The 15,037-nt window shown below is 67.4% G+C and carries 19 protein-coding genes; 5 read left to right on the top strand and 14 right to left on the bottom strand.

Going from position 1 to position 15,037, the window contains the following annotated elements:
• The first annotated feature begins 365 nt into the window (after positions 1 to 365).
• The gene (locus ACWFR3_RS03355; RefSeq protein ID WP_453732830.1) at positions 366 to 1,022 is read left to right on the top strand and encodes a M15 family metallopeptidase; all 657 of its coding nucleotides are present in this window, start codon (positions 366 to 368) and stop codon (positions 1,020 to 1,022) included.
• Here the strand turns inward: ACWFR3_RS03355 and ACWFR3_RS03350 are convergent.
• Genes ACWFR3_RS03350 through ACWFR3_RS03340 form a run of 3 tightly spaced genes read right to left on the bottom strand, consistent with a single transcriptional unit; the run spans position 1,019 to position 2,421 of the window.
• Complete coding sequence (locus ACWFR3_RS03350) at positions 1,019 to 1,369, bottom strand: hypothetical protein (protein WP_453732829.1); 351 nt, start codon at positions 1,367 to 1,369, stop codon at positions 1,019 to 1,021. The genes ACWFR3_RS03355 and ACWFR3_RS03350 overlap by 4 nt on opposite strands.
• A complete protein-coding gene (locus ACWFR3_RS03345; protein ID WP_453732828.1) occupies positions 1,366 to 1,983 on the bottom strand; it encodes a hypothetical protein in 618 nt (205 codons plus the stop codon). The genes ACWFR3_RS03350 and ACWFR3_RS03345 overlap by 4 nt, the downstream gene beginning before the upstream one ends.
• 45 nt (positions 1,984 to 2,028) lie before the next feature.
• Positions 2,029 to 2,421 carry a hypothetical protein gene (locus ACWFR3_RS03340; RefSeq protein WP_453732827.1) on the bottom strand — a complete coding sequence of 131 codons (393 nt, stop codon included), beginning with the start codon at positions 2,419 to 2,421 and terminating at the stop codon, positions 2,029 to 2,031.
• Positions 2,422 to 3,644: 1,223 nt separating this feature from the next.
• Here ACWFR3_RS03340 and ACWFR3_RS03335 point away from each other — a divergent pair.
• The gene (locus ACWFR3_RS03335) at positions 3,645 to 4,352 is read left to right on the top strand and encodes a hypothetical protein (protein ID WP_453732826.1); all 708 of its coding nucleotides are present in this window, start codon (positions 3,645 to 3,647) and stop codon (positions 4,350 to 4,352) included.
• Between the two features lie 302 nt (positions 4,353 to 4,654).
• On the top strand, positions 4,655 to 5,422 hold the full coding sequence (locus tag ACWFR3_RS03330) for a hypothetical protein (protein ID WP_453732825.1): 768 nt from the start codon (positions 4,655 to 4,657) through the stop codon (positions 5,420 to 5,422).
• Between the two features lie 156 nt (positions 5,423 to 5,578).
• On the opposite strand, the gene ACWFR3_RS03325 is transcribed toward ACWFR3_RS03330, so the two are convergent.
• Positions 5,579 to 5,803, bottom strand: a complete 225-nt coding sequence (locus ACWFR3_RS03325) for a cold-shock protein (protein ID WP_453732824.1) — start codon at positions 5,801 to 5,803, stop codon at positions 5,579 to 5,581.
• 135 nt (positions 5,804 to 5,938) lie between these two features.
• Here ACWFR3_RS03325 and ACWFR3_RS03320 point away from each other — a divergent pair, with 135 nt between their 5' ends.
• Positions 5,939 to 6,214, top strand: a complete 276-nt coding sequence (locus ACWFR3_RS03320) for a ribosomal protein L7/L12 (protein ID WP_453732823.1) — start codon at positions 5,939 to 5,941, stop codon at positions 6,212 to 6,214.
• Between the two features lie 45 nt (positions 6,215 to 6,259).
• Here the strand turns inward: ACWFR3_RS03320 and ACWFR3_RS03315 are convergent, their stop codons facing one another.
• The 6 genes from ACWFR3_RS03315 to ssuE all read right to left on the bottom strand — a co-directional run bounded on the left by ACWFR3_RS03315 (position 6,260) and on the right by ssuE (position 11,473).
• On the bottom strand, positions 6,260 to 6,805 hold the full coding sequence (locus ACWFR3_RS03315) for a GIY-YIG nuclease family protein (protein WP_453732822.1): 546 nt from the start codon (positions 6,803 to 6,805) through the stop codon (positions 6,260 to 6,262).
• Between the two features lie 188 nt (positions 6,806 to 6,993).
• Complete coding sequence (locus ACWFR3_RS03310; protein ID WP_453732821.1) at positions 6,994 to 7,503, bottom strand: hypothetical protein; 510 nt, start codon at positions 7,501 to 7,503, stop codon at positions 6,994 to 6,996.
• 293 nt (positions 7,504 to 7,796) lie between these two features.
• The gene (locus ACWFR3_RS03305) at positions 7,797 to 8,249 is read right to left on the bottom strand and encodes a DUF6082 family protein (RefSeq protein WP_453732820.1); all 453 of its coding nucleotides are present in this window, start codon (positions 8,247 to 8,249) and stop codon (positions 7,797 to 7,799) included.
• Positions 8,250 to 8,336: 87 nt separating this feature from the next.
• A complete protein-coding gene (locus ACWFR3_RS03300) occupies positions 8,337 to 9,482 on the bottom strand; it encodes an LLM class flavin-dependent oxidoreductase (RefSeq protein WP_453732819.1) in 1,146 nt (381 codons plus the stop codon).
• A 48-nt stretch (positions 9,483 to 9,530) separates the two neighbouring features.
• Positions 9,531 to 10,712: an SfnB family sulfur acquisition oxidoreductase gene (locus ACWFR3_RS03295; protein ID WP_453732818.1), complete on the bottom strand. Its 1,182-nt coding sequence runs from the start codon at positions 10,710 to 10,712 to the stop codon at positions 9,531 to 9,533.
• Positions 10,713 to 10,918: 206 nt separating this feature from the next.
• Positions 10,919 to 11,473 (bottom strand): NADPH-dependent FMN reductase, encoded by a 555-nt coding sequence (gene ssuE, locus ACWFR3_RS03290; protein ID WP_453732817.1) that lies wholly within the window; start codon positions 11,471 to 11,473, stop codon positions 10,919 to 10,921.
• A gap of 465 nt (positions 11,474 to 11,938) precedes the next feature.
• Between ssuE and ACWFR3_RS03285 the strand changes: the two genes are divergently transcribed.
• Positions 11,939 to 12,847: a LysR family transcriptional regulator gene (locus ACWFR3_RS03285; RefSeq protein ID WP_453732816.1), complete on the top strand. Its 909-nt coding sequence runs from the start codon at positions 11,939 to 11,941 to the stop codon at positions 12,845 to 12,847.
• Between the two features lie 50 nt (positions 12,848 to 12,897).
• Here ACWFR3_RS03285 and ACWFR3_RS03280 read toward each other — a convergent pair whose 3' ends face one another.
• From ACWFR3_RS03280 to ACWFR3_RS03265, 4 genes are all read right to left on the bottom strand, one after another.
• The gene (locus tag ACWFR3_RS03280) at positions 12,898 to 13,335 is read right to left on the bottom strand and encodes a hypothetical protein (protein ID WP_453732815.1); all 438 of its coding nucleotides are present in this window, start codon (positions 13,333 to 13,335) and stop codon (positions 12,898 to 12,900) included.
• Between the two features lie 19 nt (positions 13,336 to 13,354).
• The gene (locus ACWFR3_RS03275; protein ID WP_453732814.1) at positions 13,355 to 13,558 is read right to left on the bottom strand and encodes a hypothetical protein; all 204 of its coding nucleotides are present in this window, start codon (positions 13,556 to 13,558) and stop codon (positions 13,355 to 13,357) included.
• On the bottom strand, positions 13,542 to 14,204 hold the full coding sequence (locus ACWFR3_RS03270; RefSeq protein ID WP_453732813.1) for a DUF6338 family protein: 663 nt from the start codon (positions 14,202 to 14,204) through the stop codon (positions 13,542 to 13,544). The genes ACWFR3_RS03275 and ACWFR3_RS03270 overlap by 17 nt, the downstream gene beginning before the upstream one ends.
• Before the next feature lie 88 nt (positions 14,205 to 14,292).
• Positions 14,293 to 15,037, bottom strand: a 745-nt coding sequence (locus tag ACWFR3_RS03265; protein ID WP_453732812.1) for an RNA-guided endonuclease TnpB family protein, incomplete at its 5' end; no start/stop codon positions are given.

The raw sequence follows: 15,037 nt of genomic DNA, 5'->3' as shown, positions 1-15,037 counted from the left end.
GGCCTTCCCACGTGCCCCCTCCACGTGCCCCCTCCACGTGCCCCCTCCGCGGGGCCCTGCAATCCGCTTGGCGCGGACTTGCAGAGAACTTGCAGCGGAGTGCGTCATTCTGTGGGTGTCGGCGGGTGAACACGCCGACGGCAACGGGGGATCGCAGGAAACAACGGGGGACTCAGCGGAATTCAACGGGGGAAGCACGGGGGAAGGCCACTGATGCCTCGTACGGCCCACACAGCCGACACCGTCGGTCGTGTGGGCCGCTCGGTCGCGTAGAGCCCCTGCCAGGGCACGGAGGGGACTCCGGGGGCGGGCGGCAGCCCGTCCCCGGAGCTGTGCCCGCCACCGTCGCCACGAAGGGGCCAAGCATGTCGTCGATCATCCTCATGAACGATCCCAGAGTCGTCGGCATACCGGTCCACGAATGCGGCGAACCCCTGGTAGACCTACGCCAACTGCCGTTCGTGGACGTCGACGACCGCCTCGCCGACCCCGCAGGTGCCTACGCCCAACTACGGGAGGGCGTCACCTGGCGCCTGGCCAGAGCCGCCCGTCTGCTCCCCGAGGGCCTGCGCCTCCTGGTCACGGAGGGATACCGCCCCCTGGCCCTGCAGATCGAGTACTTCGAGGAGTACGCGGCCGAACTGCGCAAGGCGAATCCCGACTGGTCGGCGGAGTACCTCCACCAGCAGACGAGCCGCTCCCTCTCCCCGCCCGAGGTGGGCCCTCATGTGGCGGGCGCAGCAGTCGACTTGACCCTGTGCACGGCATCCGGGGAGGAACTCGACCTGGGCACCCCGGTAAACGCCAGCCCGGAGGAGAGCGACGGCGCCTGCTACATGGACAGCCCCCTGATCTCCCCGACGGCCCGCCGAAACCGCCGCACTCTCACCGCGGCCCTGTCCACGGCCGGCCTGGTCAACTACCCGACGGAGTGGTGGCACTGGTCGTTCGGCGACCGCTATTGGGCGTTGGTGACGGAGGTCGACGAGGCGCGGTATGGCCCGATGACGCTGGAGGACTAGGGAGCGGTCGCCCCGGAGATACGGCCCTGCCCGGCGGACGGCTTCTGCTTCGGGGAATCGCGGTCGGCCAGCCAGGTGATGAGAGCGTTGGCGATCCGGTCGACGCTGGTCTCGGTACTCACGGAATGCTCGCGACGGGAGGCATCCCGCAGAACGATCTCGTACCCGTCTTCGTCGAGCACCCCCACGGTGGCGAACCAGGGTGGATCGTCCATGTCGGGCTGAATGACGAGGAAGGTGTTGTCCGAGTCGTTGAGATCCTCGACGAGCATGAACAGCGAGTCCTCGGAGGGATTATCGACACGATCCCCGTCCTCGCTGTCGGCACGGAAATACAGGGGCCTCACTGGTCTGCCTCCTCGCGAGGCGCTCCGGCTCGCGGATCAACCGATCGAATCCGCTCGCCAAGCCCGGGAAACCCCACTGCTGCACCGGCTGCTGCGCGAACCGTGACCAGACCGACGCTGTCGGTACCAAGGGCCGCGACCGCGGGGCGGGGGAGGACGTAGAACTCCCACTGAGAGGTGTCGAGCGGGTCATAGGCATCATGTTCCCGCGCCGCCTGAAGGGCGAAGACGTAGACGTCAGCGTTATATGTCTTCGCCTCCGCGTAACCGCGATCGGGCGACCAGATACGAGCGCGAAGCCCGCTGAACCGTATCTGGGAGGGTGTTCGCTGCTCCCAGGCCTGCAAATAGGCGCCGGCCTTGACCTCGACGCGGAGCCTGTCGTCAGTCTCGACGTCGTGGCTGGCCCATTCCACGCGGGGCTGGCGGGAGTTGAGCGCCTGGTGCACCAGGAATTCGGCGAACAGGCCACGCGTGTTGTTCATACGGAGATCGGGCATGGCAAACCGCCAGAAGTCGACGACGGTAGCGTCCAGAACGCCGGCAATCGTCTCGTCACCGCGGAGCGGGGGTATGGGCCGCGGGGACAGAGGCGGGCGAGCAGGCTTCGGCATGGGACGCAGTCTGTCAGGCCGGCCGGGAACGGCCGCCCGTGGATGTCAGTTGGCTCTGTCCACAGAGGGCCTCTCTTGGCGATCAGTGATGGTGAACTCCATCCACTCGATGCCGGGGACACTGAAACTGGCTCCGACGTTGGAGGACGCGGTGCCCTCGAACTCATGGCGTACCCCTGGCTCTGGGCCGCTGAGGCTCCAGGGAGCCGCGATCTTCCATGCCCACTGGAGGGTGGTCAGGAGTGCGTCCTCCGGGGTGCCGCAACAGAGGGGAGAGACGAACCGCAGCTCGGCCAGTTCCGGGAACTTCCAGTACCGCTCGTAACTTTCGATCTCGATGGTGTGCGGCAACAGCTTTCCGATGCGGTCGACCACGCGCTCGGCGGCACGGCGGTTGCCCACATGCGCGTAGCAGCGCCAACGGATCGTCTCGAACATGCCGACACTGTATGGCTCTTGCGGCACGGTGCCGCGGCTCCTCCCGGTCCAGACTGCCGGTCCGCCTTTCGGAACAGAGCGTGAGCGATCGTGCTTGTAGGCGGGCACGTTGTCAGAGCTGACCGTTAGAGTCTCGGACGCGCGGCCGACTTCCGAGGTGTCCAGCTCTGTAGAGCAGCTGCATCCCCGACTCTGTATGGGGGCGGCCCGGGTGCAGCTCGGGACCTAACCAACGGTCGGGCTTCGTCGATGGCTAAGAAGAGACCTGTCAGCGTCGGCCGCGCACCGAGTTCGACCTTGCAGCAGGAGCAGACGCCCGCTTTCCAAGTGCGGTGGTGGAGTGCTGAGGTTCATGTGCGGCCGTTCACCAGCGTTCATGGTCGATTGGATCTTAAGCCAGCGCTTGATTGGTGTCTCGTCTGGACGGTGGTGAACGGGGTTGAATGAGACGGCCACACTCCTCGTGGCATTACGAGCTGTGAGCACGATGCGCGTGAGGACGGGACGCGATGGCTTCAGTACTGTTCAGCAGCGGACTCGCACTGGTCGGTGTCGCGCTCGGGGCATGGCTTACGGCTCGCAGTGGCGCTCGTCAGTGGACGCGTCAGACACAGTTGCGAGCCTGCTTGCGCCTCATGGACGAGTTCGCCTTGCTCTACGACGGCCTGGCGCGTTCGCGTCGTGGCGAAGTGCACGATCTGACATGGGCCGCATGGAACCAAGCCCTGACAGAAGTCTCTTTTGTGTGCACCGCACCGGTTGTCGAGGCGGCGTATGACCTGGATGAGACTTTGTGGCGGGTCGACTGGGCCATTCGCGGCGGCCGAACCGGACAGAGCGCTTGGTTGGAGGCCCGCCGTCCAGTTGAGGCCGCCCGCGCCGTTGTCGTTCACGCCGTTCGTGGCCAGACAAGCCGTCGGCTTCGTGCGGCTGTTCGGACTCATGGACGGCCGCCGGATAACGATCCGATGTGGGGGACGCCGGGGGCCTGACGTGCCGTGCTCAGGCAGTCCCGATCGTCTTGATTTGTGGTGAGCTTGATGGCCGACCTGCGCGTCCATCTTGCTGCGCTTCTGCTGACTTCAACCGCGGGGCTGGCGATGCCTTGAAGGCCATGCGGGGCGCCTCAGCGGGGTCCGCAGGCCCTCAGCTTGGGAGGCTGTGATCTTTTAGGTCTTGTTCGGGCGCTGACCTGGGGGAGCGGTTTGAGTACCCTGCCGGCCTTGACTCATCTCACCGTGGTTCCCAGCGCGATCTGGTGCGGCTGTGGTGCGGATCTCGTCGCTGGGTCGCCTGCGGTTGCCATGAGACACCCCGGATTCGGAATGAATTCTTCCCAGCGGTTCAGGGTATTGACCTGCACAGGCGATTCAGGGGGCGGGGGAGTGGATAGCGCAGCAATGACGGCCGCTATAGCGAGTGGTGCGGGAATTCTCGGGACCTTTATCGGATTCATGTCTACCCGACACGTTGAGGCTTTCAGGGTTCGTGCAGCTTTAACCGAGAAGGCAGAAGAGAGAAAACTTGCAGCCCTCGAATGCTTCTTGATCGCCGTCCATCAGTGGATGGACGGGTTGTTGCACGCAGAGGAACGGGGTTGGGATAATCGGCCTGAAGACTTCCATGAGCGTGTGATAGCTCGTGATGAAGCATGCCGTCGACTCATGCTGCTCGCGTCAGACGAGATGTACCAATGGATTGTCGACGAATACTGTCCACGCGAATATGAATTGAAGAAAGTGTATGTCGCTCAGGTGAGGGCAGGGGGTGAGGTGTCCGAGGTGGCCTGTCAGGCAAGGCGCGAATTTGGCAGAATGATTCGAGAGGATTTGATCCTTGTAATGCGCCCCGAGATCGCAACCCTTCGCGACCCGACGGAACGCGTCAACAATAGGCGCCGTCAGCTACGGGCATCTGCCAGGGATGCTTGAGGGTGGCTGGCTGGGCCAGCTATCGGCGAGACTCCGCCAACAACGCCTTCGCCAAGGTTCGCAGCTCCACCCGCTGATCCGGCCACAAGTGCTGCACGGGCACGGGGGCCACCGGGCACGAAGGCAGGGCCTCTTGGCAGCTCGGGATGGTGCCTTCGGGCCCGGTCTCTTCTCTCGTCGCTGCCGGCTGTGCAGGATCTGTTTGGTCCCGGAGCGGCTGGCACAAAGCCTCGCCGCACCGGGTAACGTAGTGATCTTCGGTCGGCGCAAGCCGTACGGAGTCCCTGAAGGCCAGGCCCATCTTGCATCTCGCCGACCGTCCCACACAGCGCCGCCTCAGCGCGGCCCTGGAAAACCTCTCGGTCTCCTTCCGCGGCATGACCGCACACCCGGATGAGCACAACTGCGAATGTCACTGGGGCAGCGCGGAGGAGCTCTCTCTTCTGAAGACGCCGGATGTGGAACTGGAGCCGGACCTTCTGCGCAGGGCCTGGCAGGCCATCGACTGGACCGATCATGCGTCCGTGCTGCGCCGCGTCCTGCCGCAGTTCGCCACGGTCCTGGTGGCCGGCCGCGCGGAACCCCTGTTCGGGTTGGAGGAGGCTGGATTCTCCTTCGCCCGCGGCCGTTGGCAGGAGTGGCCCGACGATCACGCCGGTCCGGTACGCGAGTTCCTGCATGCCTGGTGGGTGGACAGCCTCTCCAATCCGGATGCGGTAGTCCCGGCGCACCAGGTCTTCGCGATGTGTGCCGAGGCGTCCGGAACGCTCGGGCCTTGGCTTGCCGACTGGGAAGAGCAGACCGGGTATCTCAGCGACCGACGTCTCGCCGAGGCGGCAGCAGAGTGGGAGTACGAGCTCTTGGGGGAGAGCCTGCCGTGGAGCGTCGGCTGGTACGAGCACGATGAGGAGCAGCTACGTGCTGAACTGGTCGCCTGGCTCCTCGGCCATGGTGCGAAACGGCTTCGGGAGTCGGGCGCATCGCAGGATCTACAGCAGCGGATACGGTTGCTCGGCCTCAGCGGCGAGGGCCGCTGGTTGGATCCGCACTGGCCTGGTCACCGCTACTGACGGCCCGTGGATACGACGGCTTCCGTGTCCGGACTCTTGGCTCGGGGCGCGGCCTTGGGGTCGACCGTTGTACCCGACAACGGCGTGCGAAGTGTAAAGGCCCCGGACCATGATCGGTCCGGGGACGTACGTCGTCGTTGATGTCAGCTGTGTATGTCAGGCAGCCCGAGGCACGATGCTCACCGCGCGGTAGTCGTACCCGTCCTGCTTGAAGCCAGGGGCTTCCCATGTGAGGTCGACCCGCTGTCCGGCTGACAGCGTGCGAAAGCCGGTCGCCTGGATGTCGGAGTAATGGCCGAAGCAGCCACCGGGAGTCTCGGGGGAGTCGAGAACACCCCACCCTTCCTCGTCGTTCCACTCGCGGACGGTCGCAGTCACCATGGACGGAACCCTACGGCTTCCATTGCGCCGACCCGTCTGGCTTCTGAGCTTGAGAGGCTGAGGCACCCGCAGAAAACGATGGGACACCGGCTTTGAGGGCCCGTACTCTCCGGTTGCAGGGAGACGGGGAGAGCCATGGCGGATGAGTACTTCTTGCTCGTGTGCGATGACGTGCTCAATGACGTGGTGCTCATTGGTTCGGGCCCCCGCATGTTGGACGTCGTGCAGGCCGTGCGTCGACTCACCGGGCTGAGTCTGTGGCACAGCAAAGTGCGCGTGGCTCAGGTTCCCGCAGTGATCCTCGACAGCGTCCCGGAGGAAGTTGCCGAGGCCGTGGCGGCCGAGCTTCGTGGTGCGGGAGCGCAGGCAGAGGTGTGGGAACAACCGGAGCGGGATTTGCTCAAGGGCTGAGCACGGCCTGATCGTGCAGTTGACGCGGAGGGGACGCCTCTCGGGCTACGAACTGACAGGCAGCTCTCGGGCTCGACTTCGCGCTTGCGCGCGGATCTCCTTGAGGCGGTCGTGGAAAGCGTTGTGGCTGTTCTGCTGGAGGTTCAGCGGTAGGTCGAGCTGGGAGATGAACTGTGACTCCAAGGTCCACGGCTCGTCCTGCTCGATCCAGCACACCTTCGCGTTGTCCGCCATCCACTCGCTCAGGTGGGCTTCGCCGGCCTTGCCGAATGTCATCCGCGTGCCGCTGCCGACACGGCGCAGTTCAAGTCCGAGCAGGCAACCGAGGGTGAGACGCAGCGTCGAGACGGATGCATTGCCCCGGTAGTGGCTCCGCACGCGCTTGCGCAGGTTCTGCTTGCTGGTCTTGGTCTCCATATACCGCGGAGCAATGCCGACGTAGAGCAGACGGCCGGCATCGAGGTCCGGATGGGGCGCCTGCTCGAAGTTCCACCCGTAGACTCCCGCCACCGCCGGAACAGGGCTCGGACGCATCAAGACGTCCTGCGCTGACCACAGTCGGTCCGGATCGGTAAGAAAAGCAGCTTCCATCGAACCTCCAGGGGCGCGGAGAGGGGTGGGGCACGGTTTCGTCGGTTGAGTCCCGAGCTGGCTGCCGGGGACCTTAATTCCCACCCCTCATGACCGCGGAGTCCTGTACGGACGTGCCTAATCGGCCCAACGGCTCAGACCGTAGCCGACGCCACTGACAGAGATGTCCACGAGGGGTGGGCCGGTGGTCAAGATGGACGGTTCAAGGTCTCAGCATCCTTGATGTGCGTCCGCATTGCAGTCCGTAGCGCTTCGAGTTCGGGTCGTGGGAACGGGCGGCCCCACTGAGATGCGTAGCCCTCTTCCCCTACGTCGTGGGCGACTTGGTCGAAGGCGCGCACAGCCGACCTTGCCAGGACCGAGATCGGGTGGCACCCCGCCCACAGTACGGTTCCGGAGCTCTCAGGCGCCTGGTCGTCGTCGGCTACGAGCAGGCGTATGTCGACGTCGGGCCCGTCCTGATGGAAGAACCACCGGTAGATCTGCGGCTCGCCCTCCAAGTCGGCGCGTGCATAGCGCTCGCCCGTCGCAAGTCTGGCAATCGCGTACAGGAACTGCTCGGGCCCATCAGTGACGTAGGAGGCAAGGACCTCTGACGCGCTGTGATCGTCGGCGACCTTGAGAAACGCCCAGCCGTGCGACCACAGTTTCCACGTAATCGTGAGAGGAGCCATCCCACCCCCTATGAGATCTGTCATCTGTCCGTGCTGCTACGACGAGTCCGGCATCGGGGATGGCTCCGTGTCGCAGGTGCGTGAGTCGCGTACCAGCCTCCCCGTCCGTAGTTGATCAGGAAGAGCGTAATATCCGGGTGGGGCGGGTCGGCGTCGCAGAGGTCGGACAGCTGCACCAAGACTTGCTGGACGAGCGTTTGCAGGAACGTCGTTGTCGCGATCATGGCTCCGGTCTGCACGATCATCTGCGTGATGTTGTAGGCGACGCCGGGCTCATGGCCGCCCGTCAGGGAGCGGCTGACGCTGCTGTGCAGGCCTTAAGCGCGTACGGCCATTGCGTGTTGATACCTTGCGTCAACGATTGAAACGAAGCGTGCACTCTTGCCGGAGTTTGCCTCTCGCATCAAGTCTGTCCAGAACTCCCGGTTCTTGAGCCAATACCGCCTCCCGACCTCCCCCTTGAAGAAGATGTCGAGGGTGAGAGAAAGCTGTTCGTCGTTGAGGTCCTTCACGATGTAGCAGGAGTGCCACCAGGTGACTATCAGGTTGGTGAACATGATCTGCCTGGCTTCCTCTTGCGGGACCGTTGCCAGATCGCCGCCCCAGCAGACACGTAGTTCTGAATCGTGAATGGCCATACCTATGAGGTCGCGATGGTAGGCCCTGACGCTCTCTTCTCTGGAGAGTCTCGTCTGTCGGGACTGGTAGACGAGAGACAGAACGACGCCTAGCAGTGCGAAGATCGAGATGGTCAGCGAAATTGCAGCCACCAAGTGAATCACCCCGAGAGCTGACAGCCTCCTCTTAACGTCCCACTCAACGTTCCACCTCTCGACTCCGCCCGCCAGGCGCGGGCCCTACGAAGCGAACGGCACCGCCGCCGGGGTCTCATCGAGCGATGCCGCCGCCGGGTGGTGCCACAGGCCCCGCGCCGCCAGCTGCGGCAGCACGCCCTCGCCGAACCAGTACGCCTCCTCCACGTGCGGGTAGCCGGAGAGTACGAACTCGTCTATTCCCAGGGCGTGGTACTCCGCGATGCGGTCGGCGATCTCGGTGTGGGAGCCGACCAGGGCCGTGCCCGCGCCGCCGCGGAGCAGGCCGATGCCGGCCCAGAGGTTCGGGTAGATCTCCAGGCGGTCCGTCGAGCCGCCGTGCAGGGCCAGCATGCGCTTCTGGCCTTCCGAGCCGGAGCGGGCCAGGCCTTGCTGGACCTCGGCGATTACCTCCGGGTCCGTGCCGGAGAGGAGTCGGTTTGCCTGGGTCCAGGCTTCCTCGGCCGTGTCCCGGGCTATGACGTGCAGACGGATGCCGAAGCGCACCTCTCGGCCCTCCGCCTTCGCCAGGGTGCGGATCCAGCCGATCTTCTCCGCCACCTGCGCGGGCGGCTCGCCCCAGGTCAGGTAGACGTCGCTGTGGCGGGCCGCCACCGGGCCGGCTGCTTTCGATGAACCGCCGAAGTAGACCGGGGGTACCGGGTTCGGGAGGCGGGTGAGGCGGGCCTGCTCCACGCGTTCGTGTTCGCCCTTGAAGTCGACCGTTTCGCCGCGCCACAGGGAGCGGATGATGTGCAGGAACTCGTCGCAGCGGGCGTAGCGCTCGTCCTTGCCGAGGAAGTCTCCGTACGCGCGCTGCTCGTGGTCCTCGCCGCCCGTGACGATGTTGAGGAGCAGGCGCCCGGCCGAGTGCCGTTGGTAGGTGGCCGCCATCTGGGCGGCCAGGGTTGGCGTGACCAGGCCGGGGCGGAACGCCACCAGGAATTTCAGGCGCTCTGTCGATTCCACCAGCATCGCCGTCGTCAGCCAGGCGTCCTCGCACCACGCGCCGGTGGGGGTGAGTGCGCCTTCGAAGCCGAGTTGTTCTGCCGTGCGCGCCACCTGGGTGAGGTAGGCGAGCGATGCGGGGCGGTCGCCGCCCGCGGCGCCGGTGGGTACGCCGTGGCCGCCGCCGACTATGTGGCGGCTGTCGCCGTTGGTGGGCAGGAACCAGTGGAAGGTCAGGGTCATGGGGTCGGGTGTCCTCTGCGGTGGTGAACTTGAACTCGGAGGGCTGTCTCAGACCAGGCCGTTGCGCGGCGGCGGGGTGTCGTTGAGTTCCCAGCCGCCCAGGTAGCGGAGCTTGAGGCGGCGCGGGTCGTGCAGGGTGTGGGTGCGGGCGTTGCGCCAGTGCCGGTGCAGGTTGAGGTCGTGGTCCGCCGAGCGGGTACCGATGAGTTCGAAGATGCCGCTGGAGACGGCCAGCGCCACCGCGTCGGAATGCGCGCGGGCGGCGGCCACCGCGGCCGATGCCTCGGCCGCGCTCTGGCCGGTCAGTTCGGCGTGGGCGGCGTCCAGGGCGTCGCCGGCATCGCGGAGCAGGGCGCGCGCGGTGCGCACCTTCAGGGCCAGTTCGCCGAAGCCGTCGATGACGGCGCCCTCGTCCGCGGCGCGCTCCACGCCCGCCTCCAGGCGGGGACGGGCCAGCTCGTGGATGAGGCGCTTGCCCTCGCGCAGGGCGCCGACGGCAATGCCGGTGTCGATGGCCGCGTGCAGATACTGGCCGAAGGCGCCGAACACCTCGTCCTTCTCGAAGATCGAGTACACGGGCACGATGTGCTCGGCGGGCACTCGCACCTGGTCGAAGCGGACGGTGCCGCTGCCGGTGGTGCGCTGCCCCATGCCGTTCCAGTCGTCCTCGACCTGGACGCCGGGGTGGTCGGCGGGCACCCAGGCCGCGTGGGTGCGGCCTTCCTCGTCGTTGGCGTACACCGGGATCCAGTGCGCGAACAGCGAACCGGTCGCGTAGAACTTGGTGCCGTGCAGGACCCGGCCGCCCTCGGGGTGCGGTGCGAAGCCGATGGCGAACTCACGGGCCGTACGGGTGCCTCGTTCGGAGAGGGCGTTGCCGAAGTGCCGGCCCGCGAGGATCTCGCGGTAGAAGAACGCGCGCTGTTCCTCGGTGCCCGCGTGCGCCAGGACGTTGACGAAGGCGTAGTGGTTCTGCGGGATCTGGCCGATGCTCGCGTCCCCGGCCGTCAGCTCGGTGAACACCTCGCCGAGACTGCGGGCACGGAGCCCTGGCCCGCCGTGCGAGCGGGGGATCGAGAGCGTGAAGAGCCCGGCGTCGGTGAGGTCTCGTACCTCGTCGTACGGGAGGACGCGCTCGGCGTCCCGGCGCGCGTCGTCGGTGGTCAGGCGCTCGGCCAGCTGGCGGGCGACCGCGATTGCCTCCGCGTCGGAGGCGGGGATGCGGGGCATGGGGCGGGCCTTTCGGTGCGGAAGTGGGGCTCTCGCGGAAGAGGGGCTCTCGCGGGGGAGGCGTGCTCGCGTAGGACGGGCGCTCGTGGAGGAAGGGCGCCGGCAGTGGACCGGCGTTCGCGGCGGAAGGGCGCCGTCCCGGCCCGGCGCCCGGAAGAACCGGTAAGAGGGGAGCGGGCCGGAGCGGAAGGGAAAGCCGATTACCTCTACGCCGCAGCGAGCCGCGACGGTTCCGCGAGCACCTCGTGGAAGCGGGCCACGACAGGGGTCAGGCCCGCGTCCGCGTCCGGTGTGAGGCTGACCGTTCCGTCGTCGGCGGCCGTGATGTGGCGGTCCAGTACGAACCAGCCCTGGGCGACCTCGGCGCCGAGCGACGTGAGGACGGGCCGCAGTGCGTAGTCGACGGCCAGGACGTGGGCGGGGGAGCCGCCGGTGGCCAGCGGCAGGACGGGCTTGCCGCGCAGCGCGAACTGCGGGAGGAGGTCGAGGAACGTCTTGAGGACGCCCGAGTACGCGGCCTTGTAGACGGGTGTGCCGACCACGAGCGCGTCGGCGTTCTCGACGAGGGCGACGGCCTCGGCGACGGCGGGGTGCGAGGTGTCGGCGGACAGCAGCGCGTCGGCGGGCAGCGTGCGGACGTCCAGCGTCCGCACCCGGTGTCCTTGTGCGGCAAGGTCGCGGCCCAGGTGCTTGACGAGCCGCGCGGTGCGCGACGAGCCGGGGGCGGAGGCGCTGCCGGTGAGCGTGAGAACGGTGGCCATGGCGGAAGTCCTTCGGGTACGCGGCCACATGGGCCGGTGCGGCGAGGCAGAGGGGAGGGGAAGGGAGGGGTGGGAGGAAGAGGGCAGGGGCAGGCCTGCGGATGCGCTCGGCCGCGAGTTCAACCCGCAGGTCACTCGCGAAGAGCGCGTGGCGCTGCTCGATACGTGCGGGGCGAAACGTCAGCGAATCGCCGGGGCTCTCAACGGGCCCGGCAGGACGCAGAGTCCACGCGCACGAGACCGCATGAGACGCGGATCAGTGCCCGGCGAACGCTCAGAGGCAGCGGCGACAGCAGGCGCTGCACACCCGCGCGAGGTCGACATACCGTCGCCGCGTGAGATGGAGCCGCACTGCATTCATGTCCTCGATTCAAGCAGCTGCCCCCATCAGGCGTCGAGTCGGTAATGACTAAGCCCTGATAGGGTTTCCCTCCCACAACGGGGGTTCGGTGAGAGGCGCGCGCGATGCGGACAGAGCAGCTGGAGTACATCGAGGCCGTCACCCGGCTCGGGTCGCTGCGCCGCGCCGCGGGCGAACTCCACCTCTCGCAGCCCGCGTTGAGCGAGACCGTGCGGAACCTGGAGCGGGAGCTCGGCGTCTCGCTCCTGGACCGCCACCGCTCCGGGGCGAAGGTCAGCGACGAGGGGCGTGAGCTGCTGCCGCACATCATCGGCGTACTGGAATCGGTGGACCGGCTGCGCAGGGCCGCGCACGACCAGCACCAGTCCAGCCGCGTGGTGCGCGTCGGCACGGTGAACGCGGCCACGGCCCCGCTCCTGGTCCCCGCGGTGCGCGCCTTCCGGGAGACCCACCCGGCGACACAGGTGGAGATGGTCGGCTCGCAGCAGGACGACATCCACCGGGGACTGCGCGAGGGCCGCTTCGACCTGGGCCTGGTGAACTACCTGGACGGCGACGACACTCCGCCCGACTTCGACACCACCGAGCTGCTGCGCGGCAGGCCCGTCGTCTGCCTGCACCCCGACAGTCCGCTGGCCCGCCTGCGTGCCGTCTCGCCCGCCGACCTGGAGACGGAGCCGTTCATCGCGATGCGCGCCGGCTACGTGATGCACCGCTACGTCCACCGCCTGCTCGGCGGCTCCCCGCCGTCCTTCGCGTACTCCACGGACGGCGCCGAACTCGGCAAGTTCATGGTCGCCGAGGGCCTGGGCGCGGCGCTCCTGCCCGACTTCAGCGTCGTCGGCGACCCCTTGGAGCGGGCCGGAATGATCACGCACCGGCCGCTCACCGACGAGACCACCCACGTCCTGGTGGTCCTCCAGCGCCGCCGCAGCGATTCCTTCCCGCGCGCCGTACGCGAGCTGCACGCCGCCTTCGTGACCAGGGCGACGGAGATCAGGGAACGTCCCTGAGCCGCGCGGCCGCCGCCACCCCCCCCGGCACCCCGGCGGGCGCCGTTGATCTACGAGGAAGAAGCGAGCTGTTCGCGCACCCACGCAGGATCGGGGTTGACGTGCGGCGTGCCCGCCACGATCAGGGTCGGAACGGTCTCGTTGCCGTCGTTGGCCGATCGCACCACTGCGGCCCCTGCCGGGTCGCGCCAGATGTTGACCCAGTACAACTGGCCCGCGCGAAAGCCCAGTCGGATGCGCAGGCGCAGGCAGTACGTGCAGCCGGGCCGCCAGAAGACGATCGGACGGCCGTCGACCGCGCTGCGGCGTTGTGCCTCCTGCGCACCGATCGACTTCGGGAAGATCAGTGGCGAGGTCACGGCCGAGAGCAGCACGAACAACAGCAGGAGTGCCACGGCCGCTGCGAGGTTTCCCCTGATCAGCTGCCCGGCGGCAACGACCGCGCCGCAGAGCATGAGAATCGCCGGCGAGATCCATACGCGCATCATGGTGACGCAGGCTAGCGGGTCAGGGCCTGGCGGGCGCGGGGGCGTCGGGGTCCGTACGACGTGTGTCGGGGCCCGGTGGCGAGGCGCCCGCAGGACCACTCGGAGGCTGCGGCGGCTCGTCGGGATCATCGGCGTCCCCTTGGGGCTGATAGCCGCGGGGTTCACCGGGATGGGCGGGGAAGTCCCCGTACCACGGCGTCAGTTCGTCATCCGGTGCTGTCATTGCGGTTCCCTTCGGGGGTGTTGACCAGTTCCACCAGGTCAAGATCGGCCATGCGGAGGTAGATCCCGTCCGTGGACTCCACCCGGGGCCCGAAGGAGCCGTCCGCGCCCATCTGGTACGACACCTGAAGGTACAGGTCCGCTTGCTGCGGGTAGCCCGAGGCGTACAACCGGGTGCCGAACCAGCCTCCGACCCACGTGCCGTCCTTGAGCCGCGCCCGCACGAAGCGTGCTCCGCTGTCGGCGCGGGTGCCGAAGGCGTAGTCCCATGCCGTGGGAACCGGCCGGTAGACGGAACGGGCGCGATGCCGCTCGCGGTACGAGACGGCGGCCGCGGCTGCCGCGGGTACGCCGAGGAAGAGCAACAGTGCCCACAGGCCGATCGTCCGCGGGTGCTCGGCTGCCAGCGCGCTCGCCCCGGAGCGCTCTGCCTTGCGCCACGCCTCGACGAGGACGGGCCCCGCGGCGACGGCGTACACCCCGTTCAGGGCGATGCTCGCCGTGATCGCGCGGAGTATTCGCTCCGGGAGCTGGGCCTCACCGGCGACGGGGCCGCGCCAGCGCTCGCGCAGGAACTGGTAGGTCAGCCCCGGCAGAAGAAGCAGTACGAGGGCCACGAGCTGGCCGATCGTGGACGGGGGCTGCATGCCTCTCCTCGCGGGTACGCGTGATCCGGATGATCCGTCAGGAGAGCATTCCAGATGCCGGGCACCGAGAGTTGACTTCCTCCCCCACCTAAGGGAGGGGGATTCCCGCCTGACCCGCCGCTGCAAGAGAGGAGGCCTTCGGATGGGTTCCTGTTTCACCGCGCTGTGCCGGGATTGCTCCCGGTCTTACCCGCGCTCCGCAGGCTGTCACCGCCTGTCCGGCGGCCTTCGCGACGTTGACCGCCGCGTTGATGTCCCGGTCCAGAACCGTCCCGCACGCCCGGCACGTCCACACACGCACGTGCAGGGGCTTGGGGCCGTCCTTCACGCCGCACGCCGAGCACACCTGGCTGGTGGGCTCGAACCGTCCGATCCGGTGGAACTGCCGCCCGTACAAGGCGGCCTTGTACTCCAGCATGCCGACGAACGCCGACCAGCCCGCATCATGCACGGACTTCGCCATGCGCGTGCGAGCGAGTCCCTTCACCGACAACGTCTCCACGGCGACCGCTTGGTTATCGCGGATGATCCGGGTGGAGAGCTGATGGTGGAACTCGCGGCGGGCATCGCCCGCCCTGGCGTGAGCACGGGCGACCCTGATGCGGGCCTTCGCACGGTTCGCCGACCCCTTGGTCTTTCGCGACAGGTTCCGCTGTGCCTTGCGCAGTCGCTGTTCGGCGCGGCGCAAAAAGCGCGGGTTGTCGACCCTGCTGCCGTCGGAGAGCACGGCGAAGTGGATCAGTCCCAGGTCGATGCCCACGACCCGATCGGTTTCGGGCAGGGGTCGCGGGTCGGTCCCGACGACGAACGACACAAAGTAGCGGCCCGCCGCG

The sequence above is a fragment of the Streptomyces sp. NPDC055189 genome, from assembly GCF_053606765.1.
The sequence above is the reverse complement of the archived record's forward strand: the minus strand, read 5'-3'. Positions and strand labels throughout refer to the sequence as shown.

What these genes read in the sequence shown, in the direction of transcription:
- ACWFR3_RS03270 (WP_453732813.1), bottom strand. Translation starts at nt 14,204, where the DNA reads ATGCAGCCCCCGTCCACGATCGGCCAGCTCGTGGCCCTCGTACTGCTT.
- ACWFR3_RS03295 (WP_453732818.1), bottom strand. Translation starts at nt 10,712, where the DNA reads ATGCCCCGCATCCCCGCCTCCGACGCGGAGGCAATCGCGGTCGCCCGC.
- ACWFR3_RS03345 (WP_453732828.1), bottom strand. Translation starts at nt 1,983, where the DNA reads ATGCCGAAGCCTGCTCGCCCGCCTCTGTCCCCGCGGCCCATACCCCCG.
- ACWFR3_RS03355 (WP_453732830.1), top strand. Translation starts at nt 366, where the DNA reads ATGTCGTCGATCATCCTCATGAACGATCCCAGAGTCGTCGGCATACCG.
- ssuE (WP_453732817.1), bottom strand. Translation starts at nt 11,473, where the DNA reads ATGGCCACCGTTCTCACGCTCACCGGCAGCGCCTCCGCCCCCGGCTCG.
- ACWFR3_RS03310 (WP_453732821.1), bottom strand. Translation starts at nt 7,503, where the DNA reads ATGACAGATCTCATAGGGGGTGGGATGGCTCCTCTCACGATTACGTGG.
- ACWFR3_RS03325 (WP_453732824.1), bottom strand. Translation starts at nt 5,803, where the DNA reads ATGGTGACTGCGACCGTCCGCGAGTGGAACGACGAGGAAGGGTGGGGT.
- ACWFR3_RS03340 (WP_453732827.1), bottom strand. Translation starts at nt 2,421, where the DNA reads ATGTTCGAGACGATCCGTTGGCGCTGCTACGCGCATGTGGGCAACCGC.
- ACWFR3_RS03300 (WP_453732819.1), bottom strand. Translation starts at nt 9,482, where the DNA reads ATGACCCTGACCTTCCACTGGTTCCTGCCCACCAACGGCGACAGCCGC.
- ACWFR3_RS03275 (WP_453732814.1), bottom strand. Translation starts at nt 13,558, where the DNA reads ATGACAGCACCGGATGACGAACTGACGCCGTGGTACGGGGACTTCCCC.
- ACWFR3_RS03320 (WP_453732823.1), top strand. Translation starts at nt 5,939, where the DNA reads ATGGCGGATGAGTACTTCTTGCTCGTGTGCGATGACGTGCTCAATGAC.
- ACWFR3_RS03315 (WP_453732822.1), bottom strand. Translation starts at nt 6,805, where the DNA reads ATGGAAGCTGCTTTTCTTACCGATCCGGACCGACTGTGGTCAGCGCAG.
- ACWFR3_RS03280 (WP_453732815.1), bottom strand. Translation starts at nt 13,335, where the DNA reads ATGATGCGCGTATGGATCTCGCCGGCGATTCTCATGCTCTGCGGCGCG.
- ACWFR3_RS03285 (WP_453732816.1), top strand. Translation starts at nt 11,939, where the DNA reads ATGCGGACAGAGCAGCTGGAGTACATCGAGGCCGTCACCCGGCTCGGG.